We start from the raw sequence: 14508 nt of genomic DNA, 5'->3' as shown, positions 1-14508 counted from the left end.
ATATGTATTTAAAAAGCATTGAGGTACAGGGCTTTAAGTCTTTTGCCAACAAAATCAAATTCGACTTCCACAACGGAATAACCGGCATCGTCGGCCCGAACGGCAGCGGCAAGAGCAACGTTGCCGATGCGGTACGCTGGGTTCTCGGTGAACAGCGGGTAAAGCAGCTTCGGGGCGGGAGCATGCAGGATGTCATCTTTTCCGGCACAGAGAACCGAAAGCCGCTGAGCTATGCATCGGTAGCCATTACGCTGGACAATTCGGATCATCAGCTCCCGGTAGACTACGAGGAGGTTACGGTTACGAGAAAGCTGTACAGGTCCGGTGAGAGCGAATATCTGATAAATGGCGCAGGATGCCGTCTGAAGGACATCAATGAGATGTTTTATGACACCGGCATCGGGAAAGAGGGATATTCGATTATCGGACAGGGGCAGATCGATAAGATTCTGAGCGGAAAGCCGGAGGAGAGAAGAGAGCTGTTCGACGAGGCTGCGGGGATTGTTAAGTTCAAGCGGCGCAAGAACCTGTCGGTCAGAAAACTGGATGAGGAAAGACAGAACCTGACCCGTGTCAATGATATTCTCTCAGAGCTTGAAAAACAGATCGGGCCATTAAAACGGCAGTCCGAGGTAGCGAGGGAGTATCTTAAGAAAAAGGAAGAACTCAAGACTTACGATATTAACATGTTTCTGCTGGAGACGGAGCGGATCAAAGAACAGATTCGTGATCTGGACAGTAAGTATCAAATCGCTTCGGACGAGCTTGAAGAAGCAAACGTCCGGTATGAAGAGATGAAGACGGAGTACGAGGCCATTGAGGAGGAAGTGGACAGCATCGACTTCTCCATTGAAAAGGCAAAGAGCCAGCTCAATGAGACGACCCTTCTCAAGCAGCAGCTGGAGGGACAGATCAATGTCCTGAAAGAACAGATCAATACGGTTCGGATGAATGACGAGCACTATGATAACCGTCTCAATACGATCCGCGTGGAGATAGAGACCAGACAGGCCCAGCGGGCGGAACTTGCCAGGGAGCAGACCTCCGTAAGGGCCAGGCTCGCGGAAGTTGCAAAGAGCGATGCACAGGCAAAGGAAGCGCTGGTGGATGTGCAGAGCCGGATTGCCTCGGGTACGGCGCAGATAGAACATAGTAAGGCTGAGATCATAGAGCTTTTGAATAACAGGGCTTCCACAAAGGCTAAAATCCAGCATTATGCAACGACACAGGAGCAGATTACAACGAGAAAATCTGAACTGGGCAGGCTGATCCTGGAGGTATCGTCAGAGGCGGAGAAACAGAATGAAGTACTCGCCGCTTACGAAGAAGAGCTGCAGCAGATTTCCGGGAGAATCCATGCTTATACGGAACAGATCAGCACGAATGAGCAGGAGATCGATAAGCTCCAGCAGGAACTGTCCGGGAAGCAGGAGCAGCTGCGTATTGGGCAGACCGCTTACCACAGAGAGTCTTCCCGGCTGGAATCCTTAAAGAACATAACCGAGCGTTATGACGGATACGGCAACAGCATCCGCAGGGTCATGAGCAATAAGGACAGGGAAAAGGGACTGATCGGTGTTGTTGCGGATATTATTAAAGTAGAAAAAGAATATGAGATCGCCGTGGAGACGGCTCTGGGAGGCAATATCCAGAACATTGTCACCGACAATGAGGAGACCGCCAAGCGGATGATCGCCTATCTTAAGCAGAACAAGTTCGGGCGTGCCACGTTCCTGCCTCTGACAAGCATGCATGGAGGCGGCGGGATCCGCCAGCAGGAAGCACTGAAGGAGCCCGGTGTGATCGGCCTTGCCAGCACGCTGGTGCAGGTTGAAGACCGATTTATGGGGCTGGCTGAACAGCTGCTTGGCAGAACCATTGTAGTGGATAACATAGATAATGGAATCCGCCTGGCCAGAAAATACAAACAGTCGCTCCGGCTTGTCACTCTGGAAGGGGAACTCATGAATCCCGGAGGATCCATGACCGGGGGCGCTTTCAAGAATTCCAGCAACCTGTTGAGCAGAAGGCGGGAGATAGAAGAATTCGAAAAAACGGTCAGGATGCTGAAAAAAGAGATGGATGACTGTGAGCAGTCGGTAAACGAGATCAAGGCAAAACGTACCGCATGCTACAGCGCTATTGATGAGATCCAGCAGAAGCTCAGAAGAGCATCCGTCAAAGAGAACACTGCGAAGATGAATGTGGAGCAGGTTCAGAACCGGCAGCGTGAAGCGAAATTACGCTGTGAAGGGTATCTCAGGGAGCAGGAGGGCTTAGAACTAAGGCTGCAGGAGATCCTGGATAATGAGGACTCCATTCAGATGGAACTAGAGACGTCAGAAGCCCTGGAGAAGGAACTGAACAACCGGATCGGCGAGCTGCAGGAAAGCCTGGAATCCGACAAGGAAAAGGAGACCGTCCAGCTGAGACATTCGGAAGAAGTGCACCTGGCATATGCGAGCCTGGAACAGCAGAATGCGTTTATTCTGGAAAACATAACGCGAATTCAGGAAGAGACGGAAAAGTTCGAGACAGAATTAAAGGAACTGGACATCAATAAAGGCAATGCTTCCGAAGAAATTCAGGAAAAAGAGGACAAGATTCAGGACCTTAGAGAGACCATTGAAAATTCAAAAGAGCTGTTTGAGGAGATAAACACAGAGATCAAGAGCCAGGTCGCCAAGCGGGAGGAGCTGAACCAGAAGCATAAGGCATTTCTCGGAAAGCGGGAGGAACTCTCCAAACACATGTCCGAACTGGATAAGGAGTGCTTCCGGCTGAGCAGCCGCAGGGAATCCTATGAGGAGGCCTCTGAGAAGCAGATCAACTATATGTGGGATGAGTATGAACTGACCTACAACCATGCGATGGAGCTGCGCAATGAAAATCTGACGGATCTCTCCTATATGAAGCGCCAGATCCAGGTGCTGAAAGGCGAGATTAAGAAACTGGGTTCCGTAAATGTCAATGCAATCGACGACTATAAAAGTGTATCGGAGCGCTACGAGTTCCTCAAGGGGCAGCACGATGACCTGGTGGAGGCGGAAGCGACGCTGATGAAAATCATAGATGAGCTGGATGCTGCCATGAGAAAGCAGTTTGAAGAACAGTTCGCGCTGATTTCCAAGGAGTTTGACATTGTATTCAAACAGCTTTTCGGAGGCGGAAAAGGAACGCTGGAACTGATGGAGGACGAGGATATCCTGGAAGCAGGGATCCGGATCATTGCACAGCCGCCGGGCAAAAAGCTTCAGAATATGATGCAGCTCTCCGGCGGGGAGAAGGCGCTCACAGCAATTTCTCTGCTGTTTGCGATACAAAACCTGAAGCCCTCTCCGTTCTGCCTTCTGGATGAGATTGAGGCGGCCCTGGATGACAACAACGTAGTGCGTTTTGCACAGTATCTGCACAAATTGACCAGGAACACGCAGTTCATTGTCATTACCCACAGAAGAGGAACCATGACTTCTGCGGACAGGCTGTACGGGATCACCATGCAGGAGAAGGGGGTGTCCACGCTGGTATCCGTGGATCTTCTGGAGGATGAACTGGAAAAATAGACAGCAGTTCCGACTTATCTGAACTGTTAAAAAAAGATAGCGAGGGAGAAGAAAATGGAGGAAAAGCAGGGTTTTTTTAAACGGCTGGTATCCGGCCTGACCAAAACAAGAGATAATATCGTCTCCGGCATGGACAGCATTTTCCATGGCTTTTCAAAAATAGATGATGATTTTTACGAAGAGCTGGAAGAGACACTGATCATGGGAGATCTGGGTGTCCACACGACCATGGAGATCATGGAAGACCTGAAAGCAAAAGTGAAGGAAAAGCATATCAAAGAACCAATCGAATGCAGGGAGCTGCTCATTGAAAGTATCAAGGAGCAGATGAATGTGGGGGAGACTGCGTACGAATTCGAGAACCGCACTTCGGTCGTATTCGTGATTGGGGTCAATGGGGTCGGCAAGACAACTACAATTGGAAAGCTGGCCGGCAAGTTCCGTGAGCAGCACAAGAAAGTAATACTGGCGGCTGCGGATACATTTCGTGCGGCAGCGGGAGAGCAGCTGAAAGAGTGGGCGAACCGGGCGCAGGTAGAGATGATAGGCGGTCAGGAGGGCGCGGATCCCGCCTCCATAGTCTTTGACGCAGTGGCGGCAGCAAGGGCAAGAAAGGCCGATATCCTGCTGTGTGATACGGCGGGACGCCTCCACAACAAGAAAAACCTGATGGAGGAACTGAAAAAGATCAACCGGGTGATCGACAGAGAATATCCGGAGGCACATAAAGAAACGCTGGTTGTTCTGGATGCCACCACAGGGCAGAACGCACTGTCGCAGGCAAAAGAATTCAACGAAGTATCCGATATTACAGGAGTCATACTCACGAAGATGGACGGAACTGCAAAAGGCGGAATTGCAGTGGCAATCCAGGCGGAGCTGGGAATCCCCGTTAAATATATCGGCGTGGGCGAGACCATAGATGATTTACAGAAATTTGATGCGGATGAATTTGTAAACGCGCTATTCTATAGTGACTCAAAAGAAGAGAACAGCGGGGAATAGCCTAAGAAAGAAGGGGTAAAATGTTAACATTAGAGAAGTTTGAAGAAGCAAGCGAAATCGTAAAACAGGTAACAAACCAGACCAAGCTGATCTACAGCGATTATCTGAGCGAGGCGAGCGGCGGCAAGGTATATCTGAAGCCCGAGAATATGCAGCATACCGGTGCATATAAGCTCCGGGGCGCCTATTACAAGATCAGTACCCTGTCTGAGGAAGCCCGGCAGAAAGGCCTGATTACCGCATCCGCCGGCAACCATGCCCAGGGAGTTGCCTACGCCGCTAAAAAATACGGATGCAAGGCAACGATTGTCATGCCGACAGTTACACCTCTGATCAAAGTAAACCGCACAAAGAGTTACGGGGCCGAGGTCATTCTTTACGGGGATGTATATGACGATGCCTGCACCTATGCCTTAGAACTGGCCGAAAAGCACGGCTATACCTTCGTCCATCCATTTGACGACCTGGACGTTGCAACCGGCCAGGGAACCATTGCCATGGAGATCGTCCAGGAACTGCCGACGGTGGACTATATCCTCGTCCCCATAGGGGGAGGCGGCCTCATATCCGGAGTGGCCACGCTGGCAAAAATGCTGAATCCGAAGATCAAAGTGATCGGTGTGGAGCCGGCGGAGGCAGCCAGCATGACGGCGGCCCTTCAGGCCGGGGAAGTGGTGGAACTGGAGAGCGCCAACACAATAGCGGACGGCACTGCGGTGAAAGCCGTCGGAGTTCAGAATCTGCCCTACGTACAGGAAAATGTGGACGATATCCTTCTGGTTGAGGACGACGAGCTGATCGGCGCCTTTCTGGATATGGTGGAGAACCACAAAATGATCGTGGAGAATTCCGGGCTGCTCTCTGTAGCTGCATTAAAACAGCTCGAGTGCAAGGGCAAGAAGGTTGTCTGCCTTCTGAGCGGCGGCAACATGGATGTCATAACCATGTCTTCCATCGTACAGCACGGCCTGATCCAAAGAGACCGTATCTTCTCCGTATCCGTACTGCTTCCGGACAAGCCGGGTGAGCTGGTGAGTGTGGCCGCTACAATTGCGGACGAGCAGGGCAATGTGATCAAGTTGGAGCACAACCAGTTTGTAAGCACAAACAGAAACGCAGCGGTGGAACTTCGTATAACAATGGAGGCTTTCGGCACAGAACACAAACATAAGATACTAAATGCCCTTGAGAAAAAAGGCTTCCGTCCGAAACTGATCAGCGCAAAGTTATACTAAAGAAAAAATGATATTGAAATAGCAGCAGCCGGCAGATGAATGTAAATTGATTTGCCGGCAGTTTTGATAAACAGCAGGCCCGACTTTCGTAGCACTGCTTTTGTCCCGCGGGATGTAAGGTCCAAGAACCAGTAGTTCTTACTACTGGAATTAAAGAGTAGAAAAGGAGAGTTTCATATGAGCCGCAAAAGACCAGAAGAGGGAGAAATTTACACACATTTTAAAGGAAAATGCTACAAAGTACTGCACTTAGCAGTGCACACGGAAACAAACGAGGAGCTGGTGGTGTATGAAGCCCTCTACGGCGGACACGGCATCTATGCACGTCCTCTGGACATGTTCCTAAGCCCGGTGGACCATGAAAAATATCCGGATGCCCTCCAGGAATACCGCTTCGAACTGACCGGCATTGTAAAGCCAGGGGAGCCGTTATCCGAAGAAGAGCCGGTACAAGAAGAAGTCCCCCTGATCATCCGCTTCCTGGATCTGGATTCCAATGAAGAAAAACTTAAGTTCCTCCAGCGCCACAGGGCGGAGCTGAACCAGCACTTCCTGAGTACAGCGGCCGAAAGCCTGGGATACACAGAAACAGGAAAAACACCCGAACTGCAGTTTGAGGGAGTCATCAATTGCCTGCGAATGAAAATCAAGTACGAGACGGGGAGGCTTAGATAAGGCGGGAATGTGGCTGGTATGGGGACGCGTCAGTCCTGCTGTGCCGGTGCGGGGGCTGGCCGGGCGTGAACGTTTTCTAAGCGGAAAAACCGGGCAGGATGCGGACACCACTGACATTCAACGTGAAACCTGGATGGTTTCACGTCTCAGGTCAGCTTGAATCGTGATTTGGAAATCACGATTCAGTCCGCATCCTGCCCGGTTTTTCCGCTAAGAAAACGTAATAAGCCCTCTGAAGCCCCCGCACCGGCACAGCAGGACTGACGCTGGACATTCCCGCCGGAATGCCTGATCCTGAAGCCGACGCACCCTTTTACGGGGGAGGTGGATCTTGGTTGTCTGGTTTGGAGACATTATTTACACTGGCATTAGGCATATAGATACGCATCCGCCGGTAGACATCCGCTGCTTTCCGTCCCCGAAAACACCTGCCCCTTCTCTGAGACGGCCCCGTGAGTCGACACCCTCCTACCCCCTGCGCTTTTTTTCGAGGAGTGCGTGGATTTTGTCTGTTGGATTCAGTACGGATCCGATGGAGGTGTCGTGGTTCAATGAATCTATGATGAGTGCCAGGAATTTGCTCATATCTGCTTTTACGAAGTAGGGTTTTTCGTTTACGATCGGCGGCAGATAGGTGAGGTTTGTTGTGATTACCCGGTCGATGTAGCCGTTTTCGTAGTATTCGTCGAATTTTTCGAAGCCGTCCGTGAAGAGGCCGAATGTGGTGCAGACGAAGACTCTGGCCGCGTGGCGGTCTTTTAGCTGTTTGGCTACATCCAGCATGCTTTCACCGGAGGAAATCATGTCGTCTACGACGATGACGTCTTTTCCTGTTACATCGTCGCCGAGAAATTCGTGGGCCACGATGGGGTTCTTGCCGTTGACTACAGTAGAATAGTCGCGGCGCTTGTAGAACATACCCATCTCTACGCCGAGGATGTTGGAGAAGTAGACTGCACGGTGCATGGCTCCCTCGTCAGGACTGATGATCATCAGATGTTCCTTATCTACCCGTAAATCTGGCACTGAGCGGAACAATGCCTTCATAAACTGATAGGGCGGATTGAAGCTGTCGAACCCTTTCAGCGGGATCGCGTTCTGAACCCTGGGATCGTGCGCGTCAAAGGTCACGATGTTGGTGACGCCCATGGCGGTCAGTTCTTCCAGGGCAATGGCACAGTCGAGGGACTCCCTTTTGGTCCTTTTGTGCTGACGGCTCTCATACATGAATGGCATGATGACATTGATCCGCTTTGCCTTGCCTGTAGCCGCGGAAATGATCCTTTTGAGATCCTGGAAATGATCGTCCGGGGACATGTGATTGATATGTCCGTTGACCGTGTACGTAAGGCTGTAGTTGCATACATCGGTCATGATAAACAGATCCGTGCCCCGGATTGTCTCCTTCAGGACCCCCTTTGCCTCACCGGAGCCAAAACGGGGACAGCAGCAGTCCACCAGATAGTTACGTGATTCATAGTTCACATAGAGGGGGGAGGAGGATTTTACTTCGCAGATCGTATTCTCCCGGAAGGATACGAGGTAGTCATTGACCTTTTTCCCCAGTTTTTCACAGCTTTCCATGGCCGCCAGCTTGAGGGGGGCAACGGGAAGCGTTTTTTCTAATAATTCAATATTTGACATGATTTTCTCCTATGTTTGACGAATTTGACGGGCTGGAATCCAGCCTGCTACCTATATATGGTTATATCATTTTTTATGCTGAAATTCAAGCACAGCTTGCGCAAACCGCGAATTATGATATAATGAGGTTACTGTGCGCACCCGCAGGATTTGAACAGTAACATGATGAAAAGCGAGCCGGACAAGTCTATTCCGGACTTTGAGGAGATAGAAGATGAAACATGAGCATATTGTGAGTACCGTACATCCGGGAAGCATTGGGGAAGAGATGGGGATCGAGCCCGGGGACAGGCTACTGGCCATCAACGGCAATACGATAGAGGATGTATTTGATTATCACTACTACGTTGACGATGAAAATATTGTATTATTGATAGAGAAACCCGACGGAGAACAGTGGGAGCTGGAGATTGAAAAGGACGAGGACGAAGGACTGGGGCTGGAGTTCGGGCAGAGCCTGATGGACGAGTACCGTTCCTGCCGGAATAAATGCATGTTCTGCTTTATAGACCAGATGCCCGCAGGAATGAGAGAGACGCTGTATTTTAAGGACGATGATTCCAGGCTCTCCTTTCTGCAGGGGAATTATATTACCCTGACAAATATGAGTGATCATGATGTGGAGCGGATTGTGAAGTACCATCTGGAACCGATCAACATCTCATTCCACACAACCAATCCCGAACTGCGCTGTAAGATGCTGCATAACCGTTTTGCAGGCGATGCCCTGAAGAAAGTGGATATCCTGTATCAGGGAGGGATTGAGATGAACGGGCAGATTGTACTCTGCAAGGGCGTGAATGACGGGGCAGAGCTGGAGCGAAGCATCCGTGACCTGACCGGCTATCTGCCGTATCTCAAGAGTGTTTCCGTGGTGCCTGTGGGGCTGACGAAGTTTAGGGACGGTCTGTATCCTTTGGAGCCATTTACGAAGGATGATGCAAAGGAAGTCCTCCGGGTGATCCATAAGTGGCAGGAGCAGATATATGAGGCTCATGGGATTCATTTCATCCATGCAGGGGATGAGTGGTATATCCTGGCAGGGGAGGAATTGCCCCGGGAGGAAAGATACGACGGTTATCTCCAGCTGGAGAACGGCGTGGGTATGCTGCGTCTGCTAATGGATGAATTCGGGGAAGGACTGGAGCGCATCAAAGGGGACGACAGGAAGAGAGAGCTGTCATTCGCAACCGGGCGGCTTGCTTACCCCTATTTAGAGCGCATGCTAAGCAGACTAAAAGAGAAGTTTCCTAATATAACCCTGCACCTCTATGAGGTAAGGAATGACTTTTTCGGAGAACTGATTACGGTATCCGGGCTGATCACCGGGCAGGATCTGGCCGCGCAGCTTAAAGGCAGGGAGCTTGGCGATACACTGCTGATCCCCTGCAATATGTTAAGGACCGGCGAGGATGTATTTCTAGATGATTTTACCGTGAAGGATGTGGAGAAGGCTTTACAAGTGCCGGTAGATATTGTAAAATCAAGCGGGCAGGATCTGATCGACGCAGTTCTGGGCCGAAACTGATAATTTGAAAATGAGAAAGGTAGCAGATAAATATGAGTAAACCAGTAGTAGCGATTGTAGGAAGGCCGAATGTTGGAAAATCTACATTGTTCAATGCTCTGGCAGGCGAGATGATTTCGATTGTAAAGGATACGCCTGGTGTCACCAGGGACCGTATCTATGCGGATGTGAGCTGGCTGGACCGGGAGTTCACTTTAATTGACACCGGAGGAATTGAACCGGACAGTAAGGATGTGATTCTGTCACAGATGCGGGAGCAGGCACAGATCGCCATTGACACGGCGGATGTTATTATTTTTATAACAGATGTAAAACAGGGATTGGTAGATTCCGACTCTAAAGTGGCGGACATGCTGCGCAGGTCGGCAAAACCGGTGATCCTTGTTGTAAATAAAGTCGATAATTTTGACAAGTTTATGCCGGATGTATACGAATTCTATAATCTGGGAATCGGTGATCCGGTTCCGATCTCAGCCGCTTCCAGGCTGGGGCTGGGAGACATGCTGGATGAAGTTGCGGCACATTTCCCGGAAGGCTCGGGGGAAGAGGAAGAGGATGACAGGCCGAGGATTGCCATTGTGGGCAAGCCGAATGTCGGGAAATCTTCTATTATCAATAAACTTTTGGGCGAGAACCGGGTGATCGTTTCTGACGTGGCGGGTACCACAAGGGATGCCATTGATACCGAGATTCTTCATGACGGCAAGGAGTATATTTTTATTGACACGGCGGGGCTGCGCAGAAAGAGCCGGATCAAGGAAGAGCTGGAGCGCTACAGCATCATCCGGACAGTTACTGCAGTGGAGCGTGCCGATGTGGTCCTGGTGGTCATTGATGCCGCAGAGGGCGTGACGGAGCAGGATGCGAAGATTGCAGGGATTGCCCACGAACGCGGAAAAGGGATTATTATCGTTGTAAATAAATGGGATGCTGTAGAGAAAAATGATAAGACGATGCGCGAATACGACAATAAGATCCGCCAGGTGTTATCCTATCTGTCTTACGCGGAGATTATGTATGTTTCCGCAGAGACCGGGCAGCGTCTGAACAAGCTCTATGAGATGATTGACATTGTGATCGAAAACCAGACTCTGAGAGTGGCGACAGGAGTTCTCAATGAGATCATGGCGGAAGCGGTGGCTATGCAGCAGCCGCCGTCGGACAAGGGGAAGAGGCTGAAGCTGTATTATATTACGCAGGTGTCCGTAAAGCCGCCGACATTTGTTATATTTGTAAATGATAAAGAATTAATGCATTTCTCTTATACCAGATATCTGGAGAATAAGATCAGGGAGGCATTTGGTTTCCGGGGAACATCGCTGAAATTCTTTGTCAGGGAGAGAAAAGAAAAGGAGCAATAGTTATGGAACGTATTATCTGCCTTTGCATAGGATATGTCTGCGGGCTTCTGCAGACAGGTTATCTTGTGGGGAAGATCAATCATATCGACATCAGAAAAGAGGGAAGCGGCAACGCCGGCTCCACCAACGCGGTGCGCGTCATGGGGTGGAAGGCCGGGCTGCTGACATTCGCCGGGGATGTTGTAAAATGTATGGTTGCGATTTTTATTGTCCGTTATATTTACAGGGGAAGCGAGTATCTTCCTCTCTTAGCGATGTATGCCGGGCTGGGGGCTACCCTGGGCCACAATTTTCCATTTTATCTGCGCTTTAAAGGCGGGAAAGGGATTGCTGTGCTGGCAGGGCTGGTTGTTTCGACGAATCCGCTGCTGGTGCCGATTCCGCTTGCGGGGTTCCTGATTGCGGCTGTTTTTACAAGATACGTGTCTTTGGGCTCACTACTTGCATCTTCACTGTTTTTTCTCGAGATACTATTATTCGGGCACCTGGGTGAATTCCATATGGCTGCCCCTTATACATATGAGCTGTATATCTTAGTACTTCTGCTCACAATACTTGCATGGTACAGGCATAAAGCAAATATCGGCCGGCTGCTTGCCGGTACGGAGAACAGATTTGGTTCAGGCAAGAAAAAAGAAGCAAAATAACAGATATGAAAAAGGGAGGAACATTATGGCAAATGTAGGTGTATTAGGAGCTGGCAGCTGGGGGACCGCGCTGTCGGTTCTGCTCAGCGAGAACGGGCATCAGGTTACCGTGTGGTCAATCGACAAAGAGGAAGTAAAGATGCTGACCGAAAAGCGGGAGCATGCAGCAAAGCTTCCGGGCGTAAGGTTGCCGGAGAATCTGGTGGTTACAAATGAACTAAAAGAGGCAATCGACGGAAAAGACTTCCTGGTGTTGGCGGTGCCGTCCCCATTTACAAGGGCTACGGCAAAGAAGATGAGTCCGTACGTAAAAGAGGGGCAGATCATTGTGGATGTCGCCAAGGGGATTGAGGAAACTACGCTGATGACGCTTTCCCAGCAGATTGAGCAGGAGATTCCGCAGGCGGATGTGGCGGTGCTGTCCGGCCCCAGCCATGCGGAGGAAGTGGGCAGGAAGCTGCCGACGACCTGTGTGATCGGAGCAAAGAGCAGGAAGACTGCGGAGTATCTCCAGTCCATGTTTATGAGCCGTGTCTTCCGTGTCTACACGAGCCCGGATATCCTGGGGATTGAACTGGGTGGTTCCTTAAAGAATGTCATAGCGTTAGCGGCCGGTATTGCGGACGGACTGGGCTATGGGGATAATACAAAGGCAGCTCTGATTACGAGAGGCATTGCGGAAATTGCAAGGCTGGGCGTGAAGATGGGAGGCAAGATCGAGACATTTACCGGGCTGACCGGGATCGGCGACCTGATCGTGACCTGTGCCAGCGTGCACAGCCGCAACAGAAAGGCTGGGTATCTGATCGGGCAGGGAAGAACTATGGAAGAGGCAATGGAAGAAGTTAAGATGGTCGTGGAAGGTGTGTATTCTGCGAAAGCGGCCGCAAAGCTAGCCATTGAATACGATGTGCCGCTTCCGATCGTGACGCAGGTTAATGCGGTGCTATTTGAGGGCAAGAACCCTGCGGAGGCGGTAGACGAACTGATGCTGCGGGAACAGAAAAGCGAGCATTCGGCTCTGCCGTGGCCGGAAGACAAATAAGACGTTCAGTCCGGATGCCGCACAGTCAGGAAGCAGGACAGACCGGAAGTGGAAAGACGAAGCCGGGGCGTAGCGCCTGCGGAGAAATTTTGGCATGTATAAAAAGAAAGATGCATAAACCCCCTTATCTGCGCATAAATTGGTATCAGCAGAACAAGGGGGTATTTTTATGGATTCATTTCAGTTATACAAAGACATGAAAGCTAGAACAAACGGAGAGATTTATATTGGAGTGGTTGGTCCGGTTCGGACAGGCAAGTCAACCTTTATTAAACGTTTTATGGATTTACTTGTACTCCCCAATATGACAGATGAACATGCAAGAGAAAGGACAAAGGATGAACTGCCCCAGTCCGCGTCCGGCACCACAATCATGACTACGGAACCCAAATTTGTACCGAAGGAAGCGGCTGCCATCAAGCTGTCGGACGACGTGGAAGTCAAGATCCGCCTGATCGACTGTGTGGGGTATATGGTAGACGGCGCCTCAGGGCATATTGAAAATGATACAGAGAGACAGGTGAAGACACCCTGGTTTGAGTATGAGATTCCATTTACCAAAGCGGCAGCCATAGGTACACAAAAAGTAATCCACGATCATGCGACGATCGGTATTGTGGTTACAACGGACGGGAGCATCGGTGATCTTCCGAGAGAAAACTACATAGCGGCAGAAGAAAAGACAATTAAGGAGCTCCAATCGATCGGCAAACCATTTATCATATTGCTGAATACGCAGAAGCCTTATACAGATGAGGCGAAAGCACTGAAAGAAGAGCTGGAGGAAAAATACGGGGTATCCGTGCTGCCTGCCAACTGTGAGCAGCTTCGGACAGAGGATATCCACAACATTATGCGCCAGGTGCTGTACGAGTTCCCGATAGCAGAAGTGGAGTTCTACATTCCCAAATGGGTGGAAATGCTTTCAAGAGAACATCGGATCAAGGCAGATCTGCTTCAGAATGTAAAGTCTGTTATGGGAGAGATGAAAGATATCCGCAGTGCGGCCAGCAAAGCCCCGCAGACGGATAGCCCCTACATAGACCAGGTGAATGTAGAAAAGATCGAGATGGATACCGGAAGGGTCAAGATACGGATCGGCTTTGCAGAACAATATTATTATGAGGTACTCAGCGAGCTGACAGGCACAGACATCAAGGGCGAGTATGAACTGATCTCGGCCATGAAAGAACTGGCTGCCATGAAAGAAGAGTACACGCAGATCAAAGACGCATTTGCAGACGTAAAAATGAAGGGATACGGGGTGGTCAGCCCGAAGAAAGAGGAAATTGCACTGGATGAGCCGCAGATCATCAAGCAGGGCAATAAGTACGGAGTGAAGATCCACTCGGAAGCACCATCGATCCATATGATAAGAGCCAACATAGAGACAGAGATTGCGCCGATTGTAGGAAATGAAAAACAGGCCCAGGATCTGGTAGAATACATCAAAGCAGAAAGCGAGACCCCCGAGGGCGTATGGGGAACCAACATCTTCGGAAAATCGATCGAAGAACTGGTCATGGACGGAATGCGTAACAAAATCACCATGATCAACGACGAAAGCCAGGCAAAACTGCAGGATACCATGCAGAAAATAGTCAACGACAGCAACGGAGGACTTGTCTGCATTATCATATGATGGCTGGGAGAGGTTAGTGGAGGAAGGGGGCCGCTGTATGGAATCGTAACAGGGCTCTTTTGGATACGGGTTTCGGGGATAACTGTCCCTAATCAAAATGAAAGCCGGCATGATGAACACCGACGACAAACACGGGAATGCAAGATGCATTCCCGTATAAGTC

Annotated in this window: 10 protein-coding genes; 9 read left to right on the top strand and 1 reads right to left on the bottom strand. The window is 50.2% G+C overall.

What is annotated here, in order from left to right; translation table 11 throughout:
• Positions 1-2: 2 nt before the first annotated feature.
• The 4 genes from smc to ARB69_RS04180 all read left to right on the top strand — a co-directional run bounded on the left by smc (position 3) and on the right by ARB69_RS04180 (position 6478).
• Positions 3-3563: a chromosome segregation protein SMC gene (gene smc, locus ARB69_RS04195; protein WP_055151299.1), complete on the top strand. Its 3561-nt coding sequence runs from the start codon at positions 3-5 to the stop codon at positions 3561-3563.
• Between the two features lie 54 nt (positions 3564-3617).
• Positions 3618-4568: a signal recognition particle-docking protein FtsY gene (ftsY, locus tag ARB69_RS04190; RefSeq protein ID WP_050642482.1), complete on the top strand. Its 951-nt coding sequence runs from the start codon at positions 3618-3620 to the stop codon at positions 4566-4568.
• 20 nt (positions 4569-4588) lie between these two features.
• Complete coding sequence (gene ilvA / locus ARB69_RS04185) at positions 4589-5803, top strand: threonine ammonia-lyase (RefSeq protein WP_055151296.1); 1215 nt, start codon at positions 4589-4591, stop codon at positions 5801-5803.
• Positions 5804-5980: 177 nt separating this feature from the next.
• A complete protein-coding gene (locus ARB69_RS04180) occupies positions 5981-6478 on the top strand; it encodes a DUF1653 domain-containing protein (RefSeq protein ID WP_055151293.1) in 498 nt (165 codons plus the stop codon).
• Between the two features lie 468 nt (positions 6479-6946).
• On the opposite strand, the gene ARB69_RS04175 is transcribed toward ARB69_RS04180, so the two are convergent.
• Positions 6947-8122, bottom strand: a complete 1176-nt coding sequence (locus ARB69_RS04175) for a ribose-phosphate pyrophosphokinase (protein ID WP_050642479.1) — start codon at positions 8120-8122, stop codon at positions 6947-6949.
• 214 nt (positions 8123-8336) lie between these two features.
• Between ARB69_RS04175 and ARB69_RS04170 the strand changes: the two genes are divergently transcribed.
• The 5 genes from ARB69_RS04170 (at position 8337) to spoIVA (ending at position 14345) form a co-directional block, all read left to right on the top strand.
• The gene (locus tag ARB69_RS04170; protein ID WP_055151290.1) at positions 8337-9650 is read left to right on the top strand and encodes a DUF512 domain-containing protein; all 1314 of its coding nucleotides are present in this window, start codon (positions 8337-8339) and stop codon (positions 9648-9650) included.
• Between the two features lie 32 nt (positions 9651-9682).
• Positions 9683-11011 carry a ribosome biogenesis GTPase Der gene (der, locus tag ARB69_RS04165; protein ID WP_050642477.1) on the top strand — a complete coding sequence of 443 codons (1329 nt, stop codon included), beginning with the start codon at positions 9683-9685 and terminating at the stop codon, positions 11009-11011.
• Positions 11012-11013: 2 nt separating this feature from the next.
• Complete coding sequence (plsY, locus tag ARB69_RS04160; protein WP_055151286.1) at positions 11014-11658, top strand: glycerol-3-phosphate 1-O-acyltransferase PlsY; 645 nt, start codon at positions 11014-11016, stop codon at positions 11656-11658.
• 25 nt (positions 11659-11683) lie between these two features.
• The gene (locus tag ARB69_RS04155) at positions 11684-12703 is read left to right on the top strand and encodes an NAD(P)H-dependent glycerol-3-phosphate dehydrogenase (protein WP_050642804.1); all 1020 of its coding nucleotides are present in this window, start codon (positions 11684-11686) and stop codon (positions 12701-12703) included.
• Between the two features lie 169 nt (positions 12704-12872).
• Positions 12873-14345, top strand: a complete 1473-nt coding sequence (gene spoIVA, locus ARB69_RS04145; RefSeq protein WP_025657656.1) for a stage IV sporulation protein A — start codon at positions 12873-12875, stop codon at positions 14343-14345.
• Positions 14346-14508: the final 163 nt, after the last annotated feature.

Origin of the sequence: Faecalicatena contorta (genome assembly GCF_001404335.1) — a bacterium.
In the GTDB taxonomy this organism is placed as follows: domain Bacteria; phylum Bacillota; class Clostridia; order Lachnospirales; family Lachnospiraceae; genus Faecalicatena; species Faecalicatena contortus_B.
This window is presented reverse-complemented; position numbering and strand designations above follow the sequence as displayed.

Excerpts from the sequence above, each read along its gene's own strand:
- ARB69_RS04175 (WP_050642479.1), bottom strand. The coding sequence starts at position 8,122 with ATGTCAAATATTGAATTATTAGAAAAAACGCTTCCCGTTGCCCCCCTC.
- ilvA (WP_055151296.1), top strand. The coding sequence starts at position 4,589 with ATGTTAACATTAGAGAAGTTTGAAGAAGCAAGCGAAATCGTAAAACAG.
- ARB69_RS04170 (WP_055151290.1), top strand. The coding sequence starts at position 8,337 with ATGAAACATGAGCATATTGTGAGTACCGTACATCCGGGAAGCATTGGG.
- ARB69_RS04180 (WP_055151293.1), top strand. The coding sequence starts at position 5,981 with ATGAGCCGCAAAAGACCAGAAGAGGGAGAAATTTACACACATTTTAAA.
- der (WP_050642477.1), top strand. The coding sequence starts at position 9,683 with ATGAGTAAACCAGTAGTAGCGATTGTAGGAAGGCCGAATGTTGGAAAA.
- ftsY (WP_050642482.1), top strand. The coding sequence starts at position 3,618 with ATGGAGGAAAAGCAGGGTTTTTTTAAACGGCTGGTATCCGGCCTGACC.
- plsY (WP_055151286.1), top strand. The coding sequence starts at position 11,014 with ATGGAACGTATTATCTGCCTTTGCATAGGATATGTCTGCGGGCTTCTG.
- smc (WP_055151299.1), top strand. The coding sequence starts at position 3 with ATGTATTTAAAAAGCATTGAGGTACAGGGCTTTAAGTCTTTTGCCAAC.
- spoIVA (WP_025657656.1), top strand. The coding sequence starts at position 12,873 with ATGGATTCATTTCAGTTATACAAAGACATGAAAGCTAGAACAAACGGA.
- ARB69_RS04155 (WP_050642804.1), top strand. The coding sequence starts at position 11,684 with ATGGCAAATGTAGGTGTATTAGGAGCTGGCAGCTGGGGGACCGCGCTG.